16 protein-coding genes and 1 pseudogene are annotated in these 16,380 nt (G+C 70.5%); 9 read left to right on the top strand and 8 right to left on the bottom strand.

The window, feature by feature from the left end; genetic code table 11:
* Nucleotides 1-10 precede the first annotated feature (10 nt).
* The 3 genes from VGS97_RS18660 to VGS97_RS18650 all read right to left on the bottom strand — a co-directional run bounded on the left by VGS97_RS18660 (nucleotide 11) and on the right by VGS97_RS18650 (nucleotide 5,056).
* The gene (locus VGS97_RS18660; RefSeq protein WP_326854857.1) at nucleotides 11-2,761 is read right to left on the bottom strand and encodes an ATP-binding SpoIIE family protein phosphatase; all 2,751 of its coding nucleotides are present in this window, start codon (nucleotides 2,759-2,761) and stop codon (nucleotides 11-13) included.
* Between the two features lie 430 nt (nucleotides 2,762-3,191).
* Complete coding sequence (locus VGS97_RS18655; protein WP_326854856.1) at nucleotides 3,192-3,731, bottom strand: MarR family winged helix-turn-helix transcriptional regulator; 540 nt, start codon at nucleotides 3,729-3,731, stop codon at nucleotides 3,192-3,194.
* A gap of 311 nt (nucleotides 3,732-4,042) precedes the next feature.
* Nucleotides 4,043-5,056, bottom strand: a complete 1,014-nt coding sequence (locus VGS97_RS18650; RefSeq protein ID WP_326854855.1) for an aldose 1-epimerase family protein — start codon at nucleotides 5,054-5,056, stop codon at nucleotides 4,043-4,045.
* 316 nt (nucleotides 5,057-5,372) lie between these two features.
* On the opposite strand from VGS97_RS18650, the gene VGS97_RS18645 reads away from it, so the two are divergent.
* The 7 genes from VGS97_RS18645 (at nucleotide 5,373) to VGS97_RS18615 (ending at nucleotide 12,963) form a co-directional block, all read left to right on the top strand.
* Nucleotides 5,373-5,963, top strand: a complete 591-nt coding sequence (locus VGS97_RS18645; RefSeq protein WP_326854854.1) for a CDP-alcohol phosphatidyltransferase family protein — start codon at nucleotides 5,373-5,375, stop codon at nucleotides 5,961-5,963.
* Nucleotides 5,964-6,151: 188 nt separating this feature from the next.
* Nucleotides 6,152-8,647, top strand: a complete 2,496-nt coding sequence (locus VGS97_RS18640) for a mannose-1-phosphate guanyltransferase (RefSeq protein WP_326854853.1) — start codon at nucleotides 6,152-6,154, stop codon at nucleotides 8,645-8,647.
* A gap of 198 nt (nucleotides 8,648-8,845) precedes the next feature.
* A complete protein-coding gene (gene gcvH / locus VGS97_RS18635) occupies nucleotides 8,846-9,238 on the top strand; it encodes a glycine cleavage system protein GcvH (protein ID WP_326854852.1) in 393 nt (130 codons plus the stop codon).
* A 240-nt stretch (nucleotides 9,239-9,478) separates the two neighbouring features.
* Entirely contained in the window at nucleotides 9,479-10,009 is a 531-nt protein-coding gene (locus VGS97_RS18630) for an FHA domain-containing protein (RefSeq protein ID WP_326854851.1), read from the top strand.
* 116 nt (nucleotides 10,010-10,125) lie between these two features.
* A complete protein-coding gene (locus VGS97_RS18625; RefSeq protein WP_326854850.1) occupies nucleotides 10,126-11,328 on the top strand; it encodes a MerR family transcriptional regulator in 1,203 nt (400 codons plus the stop codon).
* Nucleotides 11,329-11,484: 156 nt separating this feature from the next.
* Complete coding sequence (locus VGS97_RS18620) at nucleotides 11,485-11,949, top strand: bifunctional nuclease family protein (protein ID WP_326854849.1); 465 nt, start codon at nucleotides 11,485-11,487, stop codon at nucleotides 11,947-11,949.
* A gap of 87 nt (nucleotides 11,950-12,036) precedes the next feature.
* On the top strand, nucleotides 12,037-12,963 hold the full coding sequence (locus tag VGS97_RS18615; protein ID WP_326854848.1) for a tyrosine-type recombinase/integrase: 927 nt from the start codon (nucleotides 12,037-12,039) through the stop codon (nucleotides 12,961-12,963).
* Nucleotides 12,964-13,020: 57 nt separating this feature from the next.
* On the opposite strand, the gene VGS97_RS18610 is transcribed toward VGS97_RS18615, so the two are convergent.
* Nucleotides 13,021-13,218: a hypothetical protein gene (locus VGS97_RS18610; RefSeq protein ID WP_326854847.1), complete on the bottom strand. Its 198-nt coding sequence runs from the start codon at nucleotides 13,216-13,218 to the stop codon at nucleotides 13,021-13,023.
* Nucleotides 13,215-13,646, bottom strand: coding sequence for an ATP-binding protein (locus VGS97_RS18605; RefSeq protein ID WP_326854846.1), 432 nt, complete (start codon nucleotides 13,644-13,646; stop codon nucleotides 13,215-13,217). Before VGS97_RS18605 ends, VGS97_RS18610 begins: the two co-directional genes overlap by 4 nt.
* A gap of 117 nt (nucleotides 13,647-13,763) precedes the next feature.
* On the opposite strand from VGS97_RS18605, the gene VGS97_RS18600 reads away from it, so the two are divergent.
* Together VGS97_RS18600 and VGS97_RS18595 are read left to right on the top strand one after the other, a co-directional pair.
* A complete protein-coding gene (locus VGS97_RS18600; protein ID WP_326854845.1) occupies nucleotides 13,764-14,528 on the top strand; it encodes a GntR family transcriptional regulator in 765 nt (254 codons plus the stop codon).
* A gap of 95 nt (nucleotides 14,529-14,623) precedes the next feature.
* Nucleotides 14,624-14,923 carry a hypothetical protein gene (locus VGS97_RS18595; protein ID WP_326854844.1) on the top strand — a complete coding sequence of 100 codons (300 nt, stop codon included), beginning with the start codon at nucleotides 14,624-14,626 and terminating at the stop codon, nucleotides 14,921-14,923.
* A gap of 493 nt (nucleotides 14,924-15,416) precedes the next feature.
* Here VGS97_RS18595 and VGS97_RS18590 read toward each other — a convergent pair whose 3' ends face one another.
* The 3 genes and pseudogenes from VGS97_RS18590 to VGS97_RS18580 all read right to left on the bottom strand — a co-directional run.
* The gene (locus tag VGS97_RS18590) at nucleotides 15,417-15,638 is read right to left on the bottom strand and encodes a hypothetical protein (protein ID WP_326854843.1); all 222 of its coding nucleotides are present in this window, start codon (nucleotides 15,636-15,638) and stop codon (nucleotides 15,417-15,419) included.
* Nucleotides 15,639-15,670: 32 nt separating this feature from the next.
* Entirely contained in the window at nucleotides 15,671-15,889 is a 219-nt protein-coding gene (locus VGS97_RS18585) for a hypothetical protein (protein ID WP_326854842.1), read from the bottom strand.
* Nucleotides 15,886-16,380 (bottom strand): annotated as a pseudogene (locus VGS97_RS18580) (hypothetical protein); the annotation flags it as partial. The gene VGS97_RS18585 and the pseudogene VGS97_RS18580, both read right to left, overlap by 4 nt.

Here is a 16,380-nt window from a genome sequence, read left to right as displayed (position 1 = left end):
CGCCGCTTCCTCAGCGTGCCATGGTGGCCTCGGCTTCGGCCTCCGTGCGCGCCACCGCCTCCGCCTGCCGCCGCTCCTCGTCGTCTCCGGCGGTGGCCGCTCCGTCGGCATTCGCCGTGTCGGCCGCCTGCGCGCCGGCGTGCGCGGAGTCGGTGGTCACCGTGATGACATCCACCGGCTGTGTCGGGGCGGGTACGTCGCGCCGACCATCTGCCAGGTCCTCGTAGGGGTTCGCGATCTGCGCCCAGACGACCTTGCCCGAGCCGGTCGAGCGCACGCCCCAGCGGGCCGACAACGTCTGCACGATCACCAGTCCCCGGTGCCGCTCGTCGCTGGAGCCGGTCGGCGTCGGCCGGGCCAGCCGTCCGTCCGCGTCGGCCACCTCGATCAGCACCGAGCCGGGCCGCAGGCGCATCCGCAGCTCCATCTGCGTGTGCGCGTGCTCCACCGCGTTCGTCACCAGTTCGCTGACGATCTGTAGGATCGGATCGACCAGTTCGTCCGTGCCCCAGGCCTGCGCCGTCCGGCGCGCGAACTGGCGTGCCGCGCGGGCCGCTTCGGGCGTGGGGGAGAGCGTCACCGCGGCCTTCTGCGTCGCCGCGGGACGCGCCGCGACGAACAGCACCGCGACGTCGTCGTGCTCCGCACCGGTCAGCATCTGCTCGGCCAGCCGTGCCGCGCCGTCCTGCACGTTCACCGCCGACTCGGGTCTGCACAGCTCGCCGAGCACCGTGCGCAGCCGGGTCAGGCGGTCCTGGAGCGGCTGGTCGCGGCATTCCACCAAGCCGTCCGTGTACAGCAGCAGCCTGGCGCCCTCCGGCATGGGCTTGGCCATGTCGGCGAACACCGCACCCTCCACGCCGAGCGGCATGCCGAGATCCGCCTCAAGCAGCGCCACCGAGCCGTCCGGGGAGACCAGGGCCGGCGGCAGGTGCCCCGCGTTCGCCCACCGCACCGTGCCGTCGCAGGGGTCGTACACCGCGTACACACAGGTGGCGATCTGCTCGCGCGGCAGCCGGCACACCAGATGGTTGACCTGGTCGAGCACCTGGGCCGGCGGCAGGTCCATCACCGCGTACGCCTGGATCGCGGCGCGCAGCTGCCCCATCACCGCCGCCGCGCCGAGCCCGCGCCCCATCACGTCGCCGATCACCAGCGCCACCCGGTCCGCGGACAGCGGGATCACGTCGAACCAGTCCCCGCCGACCCGGGCGCCCTGCTCCCCGGGCAGATACGCGGTGGCCACGTCAAGGTCGCCGAGCCGCGAAGGAGCGGCGGGCAGCAGCGAGCGCTGTAACCGCATCGCCGTGGTGCGCTCGTGCCGGTACAGCCGCGCGTTCTCCATCGCGCTGGCCGCCTGCGCCGCGATGCCCTGCGCCAGCTGCTCGTCCCGCTCGGTGAAGACCGCCGGTTCCGGATGGCCGAAGTAGAACGAGCCCAGCACCTCGCCGTTGGCCGCGATCACCGGCACCGCCAGGTACGAGCGCACCGGCGGATGGCCGGCCGGCATCCCGTGGTGCGGCGGGGTGATCCCGTACCGCGGGTCGCGCGTCACGTCCGCGCTGCGGAACGTCGAGCGGCTCGGGGGATCGGTCGCGAACAACGCAGTGCCCTGCGGCTGTCCGAGCCGCTCGAAGCTCTGCGGCGGCAGCCCGGCCAGCGCGTGCCGCAGACGCCTCGCGCCGTCCTCGCCGCGCACCGTGTAGAAGAACGCGCCGAAGCGCGCGCCCACGACGCTCGTGGCGGCCTCGATCGCCTGTCGCACCAGCTTGCCGAGATCCAGCTGCCGGGCCAGCGACTGCCCGACCGAGTACAGCGTCTCGACGATCCGGGACTCCTGGACCAGCCGCTCCCGCTGCTCGCGCAGCGCGGCCTCGACCGACGGCCGCGGGCGCACCGACCAGCCCGCCGAGTCGTGCGGCGCGGCCGGCGGCAGGATCGGGCTGGCGCTGTGCCGCTCGTCGAAGCCCGCGTCCCCGTCGCCGCGCGGCACCACGCGGGCCACCGGCGGCGCCGGATCGAACAGCGGCCGGTGCGCGAACGGCGCCATGGCCGTGCGCAGCGCCTCGGTCGCCGTGCCGAAGTGCTGCGCCGTCGCCGCGTCGATCGGCACCCGCGAGAAGATCACCGTGGTGAACACCTCGCCGCTCGGCAGGATCCCGCCGAGCCCGAGCGCCGCGGTCACGCCGTACCCGTCGACCAGCCACTGCGCGGGCACGAGCGGTGAACCGGCCGCGTCGGAAACCAGGTGCACCGCCACGCGCGCGGCGTCCCGGTGAGCGGAACGCTGCGCGTCCGCGCCGACCAGGTGGTCCAGCACGGTCAGTGCGAGCGGCACCCGGCGGATCACGTCCGTCCCGGTCAGCGGCAGCGCCTGGTGGTCGCGTGAGGCGTGCCGGTCGCACCAGGTCGGCCGGTCGCCGATGGTGGCCAGCAGCGCGAGACACCGGGTGCCCTGCGGCGTGACCCCCGGCGTGATCCGGGCCATCGCGTACGAGCGCAGCTGCGGGGTCAGCTGCTCCCACATCGTGGTCTGGAATATCCGCACCAGGACGATGGCCGACTCGCCGTCAGGCGTCGGGAAGGCGGCGCGGATCGCCGCCACCGCGTGCCGCGCGGCGCCCTCCATCGACGCCGCCTGGTCGCCGCTGTGCGTCAAGGTCGCGGCCAGCGCCGCGATCCGCTCCGGCGAGAACACCGCCTCCGGCGAACGGGCCGCGAGCGCGGCGCGGTGCACTCCGGGTCCGACACCGCCAGCCACGGGGTCCACCTGCGCGCCTCGCCTCCGCCCGATCGGGGAACAGCCACGTGGAGACAGTGTTCCCGGGACGCCGCCGATCCAACCGGCGCGCGCCGCGGGCCGCCTGCTCGTGGCCGGTGTCCGTGCTCCTCCGGATCCCGCCGTGCGAACGGGCACCGCGGGACTTCCCATCATCATCGCCCGAGCGGCGCCTGGCGAGAGGTGCTTTCAGTGGATCAGCGCGAAAATTCGCGATCGCAGGTGAACCCGCGGCGGTACCTGTGGCGGAAGTGAGAACGGGGCCGCGGGCCGGCGAATCCCCGGACGGCAGCTCCCAGGACGGCGGCCCCGGGGCGCCGGAAACGGCGGACCGCGCCGCGTATCGCCTCGACTGGGGGACGAGCGATGCGCGGCGCGGCCGGAAGCGTTGCCCTCGCGTGGTGCGGGTGGATCAGACCTCGGCGATAATCGTGCTGAGCCGCTCCAGCTTCTCGACGATCAGGTCGTACTCCTCGTCGGTCAGCGTCTTGCGCACGTTGCGCTCCAGGCTGCGGATCCGGCGCTTCGCGGTGTCGAAGGCCTCCTGCCCCAGCGGCGTCACCGTGGTGGTGATGACCCGCCCGGCGCCCGGGTGCGAGGTGCGCGCGATGTACCCCTTGCGCTCCAGCGCGGCGACCAGGCCGACCATCGCCTGCGGGGTGACCTGCACCGAGCGGGCGAGCGTCGCCGAGGAGGCGCTCTTGAGGTGGATCAACGCCTGGAGCACCCCGTACTGCGCCTCGGTGAGGTCCACTTCGTCGAGCACGCGGTCGATCTGCCGGCCCAGCTCCCGGTTCGCCCGCGTCAACAACCAAGACAGGTAGCCGTTCGCCGGCCGGTATGAAGCCTCCGCCGCCCGTACCTGTTCCGCTTCGGCAACCGCCCTGGCGCGCCGCGCCGACCGGCCGCCCGAGGCCGGTAACAGGGTGGTTTTCTTCGTCGCTGTACTCATTACTGACCCCTTCGCATCCTGATGCGCTACTCCGGAAAGCGTCGTCGCAGAGCTTTGACGGCGCTGGACAGCCGTCGCTCCGCTAGCCCACCTGCTCAGTCGCCCCGTCCGTGCGGTGCGGGGGAGAGCGCTGGGCAGCGCCATCGCTCACTCTCCAGGCCATGATAAACCCGAATGGAGCAGCCAGGAACCATAGTCAGAAAAAACACTGATATCAGCGAGCATGAGATCAAGACACTGGACGAGACGGCCTGCGAGTTGTTACCCTGACGCTCCGTCAGTTCGGCCCGGCGTGCACATGCGGATGCACCTCAACCCGCGTGAATTCCCCACCGGTGGCCAACCGCAACACCAGGCTCAAGGCGAATCAGATCCGTGCCGCTGTTGAAGGCGTCCGGCGGGCAGCTCATCGGTTCGACCGCGACGGCGGCCCGGCGCCAGTCCCCGGCCAGCGGATCTGCGGTGAACACCTGGATCCAGTCCAGCCCGCGGTCCATCCACAGGGTGACGGCCGCGCCGCCCGGCTCGCTCAGCCGGACCCGGCCGATGCCGTCCAATTCACGTTGCAGGCCTCCGAACGCGGTGTCCAGAACCGTGGCGCCGAGTTGCCGCGGCGCGCGGAAGTCGTATCCGCTCGCGTCAACGTCCGAAAGGCCGATCGGGTTCATCCGTTCGTTGGATTCCACCCGATGCTCGGTCGGCAGATGCAAAGTCCACTGGTCAACGGCGCCGGCGGCGGTGTGCACCGCCGGAATCAGATAAGGGTGCGCGGCGTATCCGTACGGCGCCGCGGCGGCGCCGATATTCCGCGCGGCGACCTCGACTTCGAGCCCTGCTTCGGACAGCGAGTAGGCGGCCGTCAGTTCGAGCGTGTGCGGATAACCCGGATGCGGGAAAAGGCGGTGCGCCAGCACGACCCGGTCCGGGTCGTGCCGCTCGGCCCGCCATGAGGACCAGCGCACCAACCCGTGGATGGCATTGCCCCGCGACGGCTCGCTCAGGTCCAGCTGCCGTTCCTCGCCGTCGAAGCGGTAGCGGCCGTCCGCCACCCGGTTGGGCCACGGCGCGAGCAATTGCCCGGCTCCGCTGTGCGCCGCCTCGTGCGCCCCGTAGGCCAGCACGAGCGGCCGCGGACCCTGCGGGCCGTGGTGGACCAGCTCACGCAGCCCCGCGCCCACCTCGGTGACCACGGCGCGGTAGCCGCCGCCCTCGATCGTGAACTGCCGCCCCGAGGGTCCGACTCGCGGCTCGACACCGGCCGCCGTGTCGATGTCAACCCCCGAGCCGACTCCAACCGCCCCGGCCGTCGTCTTCGCTGCGTTCATGAGCGAATACTCTTCCACACCCCGGGCGCGACATGACGACAGCCGCCCGCGGGCCACGCCAAGGGGGGAGAAGCGTGGACGCGCGGACGGCTGTGCTCTGTGCTCGCGACCGCCGATGGACGTGTCATCTGCCGGCCGGTTCGGGAATAACGCTACGACCCGTCCCGTCTGCCCGGAACCCCATTGCTCGGGCTTTGGCACAAGCTTTGCCCGCCTTTGGTGTTCCGCATCCCGCATCGACACCCCATCGACGGCGCCATTACGTGCGCTGACCGCCTCCGTGACGCCGAGAAGACAAGCCCTAGACTCTGCTGTCATGACGGAGCCGTCGCCGGGCGACCAGGTCTGGACCATTCCCAACGCGCTCAGCGTGCTGAGACTGCTCGGCGTGCCGCTGTTCCTCTGGCTGATCCTGCAACCGGTCTTCGACGGGCCGCGCTACGACGGCTGGGCGCTGCTGCTGCTGGTCGTCAGCGGCGCCACGGACTACCTCGACGGCAAGATCGCCCGAGCCTTCGGCCAGGTCAGCCGGATCGGCCAGCTGCTCGACCCGGCGGCCGACCGGCTCTACATCCTGGCCACGCTCGCGGGCCTGGCGGCGCGTCAGATCATCCCGTGGTGGCTGGCCGCGCTGCTGGTCGGCCGGGACCTGCTGATGGGCATCCCGCTGGCGGTCCTGCGGCGGCACGGCTACGGCCCGCCGCCGGTGCACTTCCTCGGCAAGGCGGCGACCTTCAACCTGCTCTACGCCTTCCCGCTGCTGCTGCTCGGCGACGGGACCGGCCTGCTGCACGACGTGGCCGGCGAGGTCGGCTGGGCGTTCGCCATCTGGGGCACGGCGCTCTACTGGTTGGCCGCCGGGCTCTATGTGATTCAAGTGCGCCGGGTCGTGCGCGCTGCGCAATGAGTAACCGGTAGGTTACCGAGTGACGGCGCATCGCGCCGCGCAATGCGTGACGCCGGGCCGGTCCGCGTGATTTTGGCTACATATCCGCCCTGATTAACCGAGATCGAACGGGGAAGGGTTGGGTGCGACGGGGGCCCGCCCCGCGCGCCAATGCGCGCCTTGACAAAGCGAAAGAGGTCTGCACGACGATGAAGGCAGTCGTGATGGCCGGGGGTGAGGGGACCCGGCTGCGACCGATGACCTCCTCGATGCCGAAACCCCTGCTCCCCGTGGTGAACCGGCCGATCATGGAGCACGTGCTGCGCCTGCTCAAGCGGCACGGGCTGACCGACACGGTGGTCACCGTCCAGTTCCTCGCCTCCCTGGTGCGCAACTACTTCGGCGACGGCGAAGAACTCGGCATGAACCTGTACTACGCCAACGAGGACACCCCGCTGGGCACCGCCGGATCGGTGAAGAACGCCGAGGCGCAGCTGGCGGGCAACAGCTTCCTGGTCATCTCCGGTGACGCGCTCACCGACATCGACCTCAGCGCCCTGATCGAGTACCACCGGGAGAAGAAGGCGCTGGTCACCGTCTGCCTGACCCGGGTGCCCGACCCCCTGGAGTTCGGCATCACCATCACCGCGGAGGACGGCCGGGTCGAGCGCTTCCTGGAGAAGCCCACCTGGGGGCAGGTCTTCTCGGACACCGTCAACACCGGCATCTACGTGATGGAGCCCGAGGTTCTCGGCTACATCAAGCCCGGCGAGCAGGTCGACTGGTCCGGCGACGTCTTCCCGCAGCTGCTGAAGGAGGGCAAGCCGGTCTACGGCTACGTCGCCGAGGGCTACTGGGAGGACGTCGGCACGCACGAGTCGTATATCAAGGCCCAGGCGGACGTGCTGACCGGAAGGGTCGACGTCGACATCGACGGCTTCGAGACCGCGCCCGGGGTCTGGGTCGCCGAGGGCGCCGAGATCGACCCGGCGGCGGTGCTCAAGGGCCCGTGCTACATCGGCGACTACTCGAAGGTGGAGGCCGGGGTCGAGATCCGCGAGCACACCGTCATCGGCTCCAACGTGGTCGTGAAGGCCGGGGCGTTCCTGCACCGCGCGGTCGTCCACGGCAACGTCTACATCGGCCCGCAGACGAACCTGCGCGGCTGCGTCATCGGCAAGAACACCGACGTGATGCGCGCCGCCCGGATCGAGGACGGCGTGGTCGTCGGCGACGAGTGCCTGCTGGAGGAGGAGTCGATCCTCGCCGCCGGGGTGCGCATCTACCCGTTCAAGACGGTCGAGGCCGGCGCGGTCGTCAACACCGACGTGATCTGGGAGCAGCGCAGCCAGCGCTCGCTGTTCGGCCCGCGCGGGGTCAGCGGCGTGGTCAACGTCGAGATCACCCCGGAACTGGCCGTCCGGCTCGCCAGCGCCTACGCCACCACGCTGAAGAAGGGCGCGACGGTGACTTGCGCGCGCGACGGCTCGCGCGCCGCGCGCGCACTCAAGCGCGCCGTGATCGCCGCGCTGACCTCCAGCGCCATGAACGTGCGGGACCTGGAGTGCGTGCCGATGCCGGTGGCCCGCCTGCAAACGGCGCGCGGCACGGTCGGCGGCGTCACCATCCGGACCACCCCGGGCGTGCCCGACTCGGTCGAGATCTCGTTCCTCGACTCGACCGGCGCCGACCTCTCGCCCGGCGGGCAGCGCAAGCTCGACCGGGTGTTCTCGCGCGCCGAGTTCCGCCGGGCGTTCCCCGGCGAGATCGGCGACCTCAACACCCCGTCGCGCATCTTCGAGAGCTACGTCCAGGAGCTGATGAGCCGGGTCGACGTGTCCGGGGTGGCCGACTCGGGCCTGAAGGTGGTGGTGGACTCGGGCGGCGGCTCGGCGGGCCTGGTGCTGCCCGCGCTGCTCGGCCGGATCGGCGTGGACGCCTTCACCGTCAACCTCGGCATGGACGAGGCGCACCCCACCGAGTCGCCCGCCGAGCAGGCCGCCGCGCTGCGCCGGCTCGGCGAGCTGGTCTCCTCCGCACGCGCCGCGCTCGGCGTGCGGTTCGACCCGGTCGGCGAGCGGATCTGGCTGGTGGACGAGACCGGCGCGCGCATCGACGACGAGCGGGCGCTGCTGGTGCTGATGGACCTGGTGGCGGCCGAGCGGCAGTCCGGCAGGATCGCGCTGCCGGTGACCTCGACGCGCGTGGCGCAGCGGGTCACCGACTTCCACAAGGTCGGCATCGAGTGGGTCTCGACCGCCCCCGACGAGCTGACCCGGATCGCCGCCAGCCCCGGCGTGGTCTTCGGTGGGGACGGCCGCGGCGGCTTCGTGATCCCCGAGTTCCATGCCTCGCTCGACGGCATCGCCGCGTTCGCGCGGTTGCTCGGCCTGCTCGCCCGCACGCATTTGACGCTGTCTCAGGCCGATGCGCGTATCCCGCGTGCTTACGTACGTCGGATGGACGTACCGACGCCGTGGGCGGCCAAGGGCATGGTTATGCGCACCGTCGTCGAGGCAGCACAGGATCGTGCACTTGATACCACCGACGGCGTACGCATCGTGGAGTCGGATGGCCGGTGGACACTAGTGCTGCCCGACCCGGCCGAGGCGGTCACGCACCTGTGGGCCGAGGGGCCCGACCCCGAGTCCGCCGACGAACTGCTCGGATTGTGGGCAGCCGTCGTGGAACAGGCGGGCGTCTGACGTAAGGACCGGTTCGTCCGGTCAACCATTCGGCGAAGCACAGGCGTCCATACCGCAAAGGGCATGGAAAGCGCGGGCGTCCGAGCCGTGTGGTCGACCGGACGGACCACCGTGTATGGTCGCGACACCAGCTCAGCGCAGGGGAGACCCGTGTCCGGAAGACGCGGCCTCCGAAACTCGATACGACGGAGCAGCACTGTGGCCACGGCCGAGATTCCCGAGCACCTCAACTACACCGCCGAGCACGAGTGGGTGAACCCGGCCTCCGACACCGTGCTGCGCGTCGGCATCACCGACTTCGCGCAGGACGCGCTCGGCGACATCGTCTTCGTCACGCTGCCTGACGCCGGGGCGCAGATCCAGGCGGGCGAGCCCTGCGGCGAGCTGGAGTCGACCAAGTCGGTCAGCGAAGTATACGCGCCGGTCAGCGGTACCGTCACCGCGATCAACGCCGCGCTCGACGCGAACCCCGAACTGGTGAACTCCGACCCTTACGGCGACGGGTGGATGTTCGAGGTCGAGGTGTCCGGCCCGGAGGTGCTGGACGGCCTGCTCGACGCGGCGGGCTATCGCGCCGTGGTCGCGAAATAGGGAAACAGGGAAGAAATAGAAGTCGGCCGGACGGGGAAGGCGGGCGGAGGACGAGTGGCGCTGTTCGGTCGGTTCGGACGCGGCCGGAGTGATATCCGGAGCTCCGTGGCGCCCGGCGGGTCGGTTGACCCGGGACCGGACGGACGCCTAGGTTTCGATGCGTCGCCGCCCCCTGTTCCCGGCGGCGCCCCCAGCCAGCCACGAGTTGCCGCGCCGGAGCCGCGGCGGGAGGTCGGATCGATGCCGTTGTGCGCCCGCTGCGGGCACGCCAACTCCGAGGGCAGCCGCTTCTGCTCCAACTGCGGCAATCCGCTGGTGACCGGGGCGGTGCCGGCGGACCAGCCCGGCGGTGAGCGGCCCGCGGAGGTCACCTCCACGCTCGCGCTGAGCGCAGTGAACCTGACCGACTCCGGCGAGCCGATCGGCGTCGAGCTGGCCGAGCCGCGGGCGGGTGTGACCGAGAGCCTGACCGGAGGCAACGCGCTGCTGGTCGTTCAGCGCGGGCCGAACGCCGGCAGCCGGTTCCTGCTCGACGCCGAGGTCACTTCGGCCGGGCGCGCTCCCGACAGTGACATCTTCCTCGACGACGTGACGGTCTCCCGCCGGCACGCCGAGTTCACCCGCGCCGCGCAGGGGTACCTGGTGCGCGACGTCGGCTCGCTCAACGGCACGTACGTCAACCGCGAGCGGATCGAGGAAATCCTGCTCACCGACGGCGACGAGGTGCAGATCGGCAAGTACCGCCTGGTGTTCCTCACCGGCGCCCGCTGAGCGCGGCGGGACACGCCCGCGGACCGGTCCGGTTTTTTGTCAGTGGCGGCGGCCATACTGGACGCTGCCTGAACGGGCACTGAGTACACCTGGGACTACGAGGACCGGGAGACACCATGGCGGGCGCGCGCGGGTCGGCGAACGGCGGCGGGGTGAGCGGTGATTCCGAGCTGCGCGGGCGGTCGGGCGGGCGGCAGCGGTCCGGGACACGCGCGCAGACGCAGCCCCCGAACAGTGTGCGCGCGCTGACGATCGGCGAGGCGGCCGCGCGACTGTCCGGCGAATTCCCCGGCCTGACTGTCCCGGCACTGCGCCGCCTGGAAGCCGCCGGCAAGTTCACCGCCGGGCGCAGCCCGGCCGGTTACCGCCGGTATTCCGAGGCGGACCTCGACCTGATCAGGCTCGTGCTGTCCGACTATCTCGGGGCGCCGCGGCCCATGTCCGATCCGGCGGACCTGTCCGGCGCCGAGTCGCCGCTGGCGCATCCGGCGGTCTACGCGCCGGGTAGCGCGCAGGCCCACGCCGCTGCTGTCGCCGTGCAGCGCCCCGCTGCCGCCCGTACGAGCGCCCGTGCGGTCCGAATGCCGTCCTCCCGCGTCCCGGCGTCCCGCGCGGCCGGGACGAGCCGCACGCAGCCCTCTGCGATGACGCTTTTCGACCCCGCCCCGGCGGGCGCGGCGGGCAGTGGTCAGCACCCTGACGAACGCTCCGGAGAGCGGTCCGACCCGGCGCCTGGAACCCGGGCCACCGCGCGGGGGCTCGACCACACCGCGACAGCCGTCACCGTGTCGACGACAGCCGTGACCGTGCCGTCGGCTGTCGCCGCTTCATCGAACGGCAGCGTCTCATCGAACGGCAGTGCTTCGCCGAACAGTGCTTCAGCACCGTCCCCCGGCACCCGCCGGGCCGACCGACGGTGGCCGGACGCCGAGTTCTTCACCCCCGATCTCGGCGAGGTGGCGCTGGACCGGGACCAGCTCGCCGCCGCCGCGCGCACCGATCGCGCCTGGGTCGACGGCCTGGTGGAGTACGGCGTGCTGCCCGGAGCCGAGTCGGCGGGCGGGGCGGACCTGCTGGTCGCCCGCGCCTCGGCCGAGCTCGCCCAGTTCGGCGTCGAGCCCCGGCATCTGCGTGCCGTGGCCGCCTCTGCGGCCCGGGTCGCCGAGCTGATCGCCGCCGCCACGTCGGCCGGAACCGTCCGCGACCCGGCCCGCCGGGAACGCGCGCTGCTCGCCGCGTCCGGCCGCGGCGCCGAGGCGGCGGCAGCCGCCGTCCGGCTGCACGCCGCGCTCGTCCGGGCCGCCCTGCTGCGGGGCTGACACCGCAGCTCGCGGCCTGCCCGGCTGCGAACGCGCGGTCACGCCACCAGGCACGCCTGCTCGCCGGTTGACTTCGAAGGGCCCGCAACCGATGATCGCCGAACTGGAACATCCCCGGAGCGGTTGTGTGCTCCGGTGCGCGCTAGGGTGTCTATCGTGAACGAACTCGACGTTGTCGGCGTTCGCGTCGAACTGCCGTCCAATCTGCCGATCGTGCTGCTCCGGGAGAGCTCGGGGGAGCGGTTCCTGCCGATCTGGATCGGCCAGGTTGAGGCGAGCGCGATCGCGGCCGCGCTCGAGGGGGCCGCGCCTCCCCGGCCGCTGACCCACGACCTGTTCCGGGACGCCCTCAAGGCCCTCGGCCGCAAGCTCACCGCGCTGCGGATCACCTCGCTGCGCGGCGGCACCTTCTTCGCCGAGATGGTGTTCGACGGCGGCGTCACGGTCTCCGCCCGGCCTTCCGACGGCATCGCGATGGCGCTGCGCTGCGGCGCGAAGATCTTCGCCGCGGAGGAGGTGCTGGCCGAGGCCGGCATCCTGCTGCCGGACGACCAGGAGGACGAGGTGGAGCGCTTTCGCGAGTTCCTCGACCAGATCTCGCCGGAGGATTTCGAGGCTTAGGCAGGTCAGAGCCATGATCGGCCATCGCTCAGCCCGAGATCCGGCGACTACAGGACCTCTAGTAGAAATATTCGCTACCGTCGGTGCATGCAGACGCAGCACCCGGATGTCGACGAGACGGACCCGCATGCCCTGACTGATCCGGACTCGCTGGTCGAGTCCTGGCAGATCTCGCTGCGCGCGGCGAAGAAATCGCCCGCGACGATCAAGACCTACCGCAAGAACATCGGGCTGTACCTCGCGTGGTGCCGACAGGGCGGCATCGCTCCAGGACTGGGCCATACGATGGTCACCGAGTACCTGGCCGAGCTGTGCGACGAGCACGCCGGAGCCACCGCACGAACCCACCTGGTGGCGATCCGCTCCTTCGCCAAGTGGGCCGCGAAGGAGCGCGAGACTGGCCCGTACGACCTGGCCGGGATCGAGCGGCCTCAGATCGACGAACAGGTCGTCGAGCCCTTCACCGCCAACGAGCTAGCCCTGATCCTCAAGGCCTGCCAGGGGCGGCGCCTGATGGACCTGCGCGACGCAGCGATCGTGCACATCCTGCTCGATTGCGGCGGCCGCGCGAAGGAGATCGTCGGGATGCAGCGCGAGCACGTGCGCGTGGCCGAAGGCCTCGCGCTGGTCCACGGCAAGGGCGGCAAGGAGCGCTTTATCCCGCTCGGCCCCAGCACCTGCGAGGCGCTGGACCGATACTTGCGGGCCCGTCGAAGGCACCCCCTTGCCGATAGCCCCCAGTTGTGGCTCGGGCAGCGAGATAACACCTTCGGTTACAACGCCCTATGGAAGTCGCTCAAGGTGCGAGCCCGCACGGCAGGCGTCGCCAACGTCCACCCCCACCGGTTCCGTCACACCTTCGCCGACCGATGGCTGGACAAGGGCGGCAGTGAGGGCGGCCTGATGCGTGTGGCCGGCTGGTCCGACCCGTCGATGGTGCAGCGCTACTCGAAGGCCCGCGCCGCACGCCGGGCCCTGGACGAGGCCCGACGGCTCAATGTCGGTGAACTGTAGCGTTCAGCCAGTCTTGGGAGCGCAAGTGCAACATCGAGCGCTGCCAGCGCACCCTTTTCACTCCCCCTGCTGACTGTGCTGCTGGGCCAGCCTTTCGGCGAGCGCTGCCAGCCGTCGCAACGCCACGGCAGGCAGCGGGTCCGCGCCGAGCCGCTCCCGGTCGCGCCAGATGCTCAGCGTCTCCACACCCACCTCCACCCCCAGCGGCTCCAGCGCCACCTTCAGCTCGGCGTGCGCCTTGAGCAGTGCGGTCATCGTCGTTCCTCCGTTGTCCACAGCTCGGCCCACCACAGCAGTCGTCCCTCAGGGGTGGAATCGTGCCCCCACTTGTCCGCGAGGGCGTCGACGAGCAGCAGCCCTCGGCCGCTTTCGCCGTACGGGAACGAGGGATCTTCACCCGGGGCGAGCGCCTCGTCTTCGGGCGCCAGGTCCACGGTTGTCGGCTCGCCTTCGTCAAGCACCTCAATCCGCAGCGTGCCGGGTGTCAGTTCGAGTCGGATCTCGAAGACGCCGCCGAGTTCGCGACTGCGCGAGTGCAGCACCGCGTTGGTCGCGAACTCGGAGAGAATCAGCTCAGCGGCGTCCACTCGTGTATGGTCGGCAAGGAATCCGCGCAGCTCGCTTCGCGCTTCCCGTACCGACGGCGGAAGGCCGGGTAGCGTGCGCAACAAGCTTTCGGGCATGGCGAATCCCCAGGTAGAAGCCACGTTTGCGCCATAGGCGCGGCAGTCCTGTACAGAGCTTGCACCCCTGTACAGGACTGCGTCAAGCTATGCCTAGAGAAATCACCACGAGCTGGGGTGAGACCGATCGCCACGACGCCGAAATACGAGCTGATCGCCGATGACCTACGCACACAGATCATCGACGGCACACTCGCGCCCGGCGCCCAAATGCCCAGTCTCACCGAACTCATGACCCGCTACGAGGTCAGCGAGCGAACCGCCTACGAGGCAACCAAAGTCCTACTCAACGAAGGACTGACCACCTCGAAACCCGGCTCCGGCTCGTTCGTGCGCGACCGGCCCTCCATCGTGCGCATGGTCCGGCACTGGTACCGCGACGCCGCCGGCAAAGGCTCACCCTGGCGCGCAGAGATGGCCGCCGCGGGGCGCCGAGGATCCTGGCGCGCAACGTCCGCACCCGGAACCGCGCCTCCGGCCATCGCGGACCGCCTCCAGATCTCCGATGGCGAACGGGTCATGCGCACCGCCTACACGTTTACCGCCAACGACAGCCCGACCTACCTGTCGACCTCGTGGGAACCACTGTCCATTACCAGCGGCACCGAGATCATGCTCCCCGAAGAGGGCGCCCACCGCGGCAAGGGCGTCGTCGACCGGTTCGACGCCATCGACATCCACATCACCCGGGCCACCGAGGAACTAGTCCCGCGCACGCTCACAATCGCCGAAGCACAGCAGCTGCGCCTGCGCTCCGGCATCGCCGTCATCGTGATCGAACGCACCTACTACGCCAACCAGACACCCGTGGAGACGGCGAACATCGTGCTGCCGCCCAACTACCACGCGGTATACGAGATCCCCGTCGGCGAGACACCCTGAAGCCGAACGCCCCGGACAATCCAGTCCGGAGCGTTTCGCTGCGCGTGATCAGGACTCTGCGCTACGGTGCCCTCACATCACCCGGGGAGGGAACCATGTCGCAGTACCCATACGAACAGCCCGAGGACGAGCATCCCGGCATGCAGCAACGCGCGTACGGACAGCAGCCGCAGAACTACCCGTACCAGCAGCCGCCGACGCCGCAGTACGTGTACGTGCAGCAGCCACCCGTGACAGTCAACGTCGTGCAGAACGCCGGAGGACGGCCTGTCGTGATACGCCAGGGCGTCAACCACACGCTGCATTTCTGGCTGACGATCCTCACCGGTGGCGCGTGGCTTTTCGTGTGGATACCACTCGCAATCAAGGGCAAGAAAACCATCATCTACCGGTAACCGACCGGTCGCGGTAGCTCGATGTCGAGGCTGGGCCACGGGGGCGCCGCGGGGATCACCAGAGCGGTTTTCACCGCAAGGTGGCCGCTGCGCGGTAGCGGTGCGACGACAGTGATGACGCCCGCGACAAGGGGAGGCCGCGGCGCCGACGGTGACGGCGTGGACGAAGGGCTGCCGCTGGGGACCGCACTCGCAGTTCCCGTTGGACTCGCAGACGCAGCAGGCGAACCCGGCACAGCCGATTTCATGTCGGCAGGGGCCGCAGCGCTGACCATGGGAACCAGGGCGCGCACCACGGTCGCGCCCGGCGAACCGGACGGCCGCGGCCGCGGCAACACTACGACGGGGATAGGTCTGGCGCTCGACGAGACGGCCGGGGAGGGACCCATCGCCCGCGGAATACCAGCCGTGCCGGGGTGCGCCCACTGGTACACGAACAGTGCTGCCGCCGCCCCGCCGAGAACCACCCACGTCAACACTAGGCTCCGCGGTGTCACCGGGCCGTGGCCTGCAACCACAACCCCAGCAGCGTGGCCGCCGCGGCGATCACCGCGACGATTTGCGACCGCGTCCATCGGCTCTTCTCCCTGGCCTCTTGTGCTGCGTTTTCCTCGTCCTGGTCGTGTTCCTTGTCATGGTCGTCGGCGTACTGCTCCAAGCGCTTAAGGCGGCGGGCGATGTCCGCACGGTAAAGATCGAACTCGTAGCGCCGCACGGGCTCATTGGACAACCCACCCCCCTCTCATCTCAGCCTTCGGAGCCAGCCGACTGTGGCAGTACGTCGGCAGTCGACAAGCCGGCCAGCGCCGCCGTCTGCGCGGTCGCGGTCCTCTGCATGTGCGCGATCGTCGCCCGCAGCATCACGTTCTCGTTCGTCAGCACCCCGACACGGTCCTGATACTCCGCGAGCAGCACCGGGTACGGGACGCTGAACTGCATCAGGTCCGCGGCCGGCAGCGCGCTCACGCGAACACGTCCAGTCCCACCGCGCCCGTGCCACTGGTCAGCTCCACTGAGACCTTGTTCGTGTCCGGTGGGAGCGCCAGTTTGTACGCGCCCGCCAGTCGGCCGATGCTCGCGGGCGGCAGCACCATCCACGACCCGCTTTTCAGGCTGAACGTGGCGATACGCACGGTGGCGTCGCCGAAGTCCGAGGCGAGCAGCAGCTGCGACGTCCCGCCGAGCACCGCGGCCGGGTTGGTCAGCACTATGGGGTGGTTGAGCTGGAGATCGGCATGCATGTCGTTCCTTCTGACAGTCGGGTTCGGTGGGTCGGCCGGCGCTTGGTCGACGCCGGGCCAGTAGTCGGCGACAACGGAGAGGTCCCACGGCTGGCCGAGCGCCGTGTTGTCCGCGTACTGCTTGCCGATCGCGCCGGCCGGGATCTCAGCGATGCCGTCGTACCCGGCCACCCACCAGTGCGGTTCAGGCACGCCGCGCGCTGCGAACGCCGCGCG

The sequence above is a fragment of the Actinocrinis sp. genome (assembly GCF_035946395.1).
GTDB lineage: Bacteria > Actinomycetota > Actinomycetes > Streptomycetales > Catenulisporaceae > Actinocrinis.
Note: the sequence above shows the minus strand (reverse complement) of the source record. Positions and strands in the feature narration are given on the sequence as shown.

What these genes read in the sequence shown, in the direction of transcription:
- VGS97_RS18655 (WP_326854856.1), bottom strand. Translation starts at nt 3,731, where the DNA reads ATGAGTACAGCGACGAAGAAAACCACCCTGTTACCGGCCTCGGGCGGC.
- VGS97_RS18650 (WP_326854855.1), bottom strand. Translation starts at nt 5,056, where the DNA reads ATGAACGCAGCGAAGACGACGGCCGGGGCGGTTGGAGTCGGCTCGGGG.
- VGS97_RS18645 (WP_326854854.1), top strand. Translation starts at nt 5,373, where the DNA reads ATGACGGAGCCGTCGCCGGGCGACCAGGTCTGGACCATTCCCAACGCG.
- VGS97_RS18640 (WP_326854853.1), top strand. Translation starts at nt 6,152, where the DNA reads ATGAAGGCAGTCGTGATGGCCGGGGGTGAGGGGACCCGGCTGCGACCG.
- VGS97_RS18630 (WP_326854851.1), top strand. Translation starts at nt 9,479, where the DNA reads ATGCCGTTGTGCGCCCGCTGCGGGCACGCCAACTCCGAGGGCAGCCGC.
- VGS97_RS18625 (WP_326854850.1), top strand. Translation starts at nt 10,126, where the DNA reads ATGGCGGGCGCGCGCGGGTCGGCGAACGGCGGCGGGGTGAGCGGTGAT.
- VGS97_RS18615 (WP_326854848.1), top strand. Translation starts at nt 12,037, where the DNA reads ATGCAGACGCAGCACCCGGATGTCGACGAGACGGACCCGCATGCCCTG.
- VGS97_RS18610 (WP_326854847.1), bottom strand. Translation starts at nt 13,218, where the DNA reads ATGACCGCACTGCTCAAGGCGCACGCCGAGCTGAAGGTGGCGCTGGAG.
- VGS97_RS18605 (WP_326854846.1), bottom strand. Translation starts at nt 13,646, where the DNA reads ATGCCCGAAAGCTTGTTGCGCACGCTACCCGGCCTTCCGCCGTCGGTA.
- VGS97_RS18595 (WP_326854844.1), top strand. Translation starts at nt 14,624, where the DNA reads ATGTCGCAGTACCCATACGAACAGCCCGAGGACGAGCATCCCGGCATG.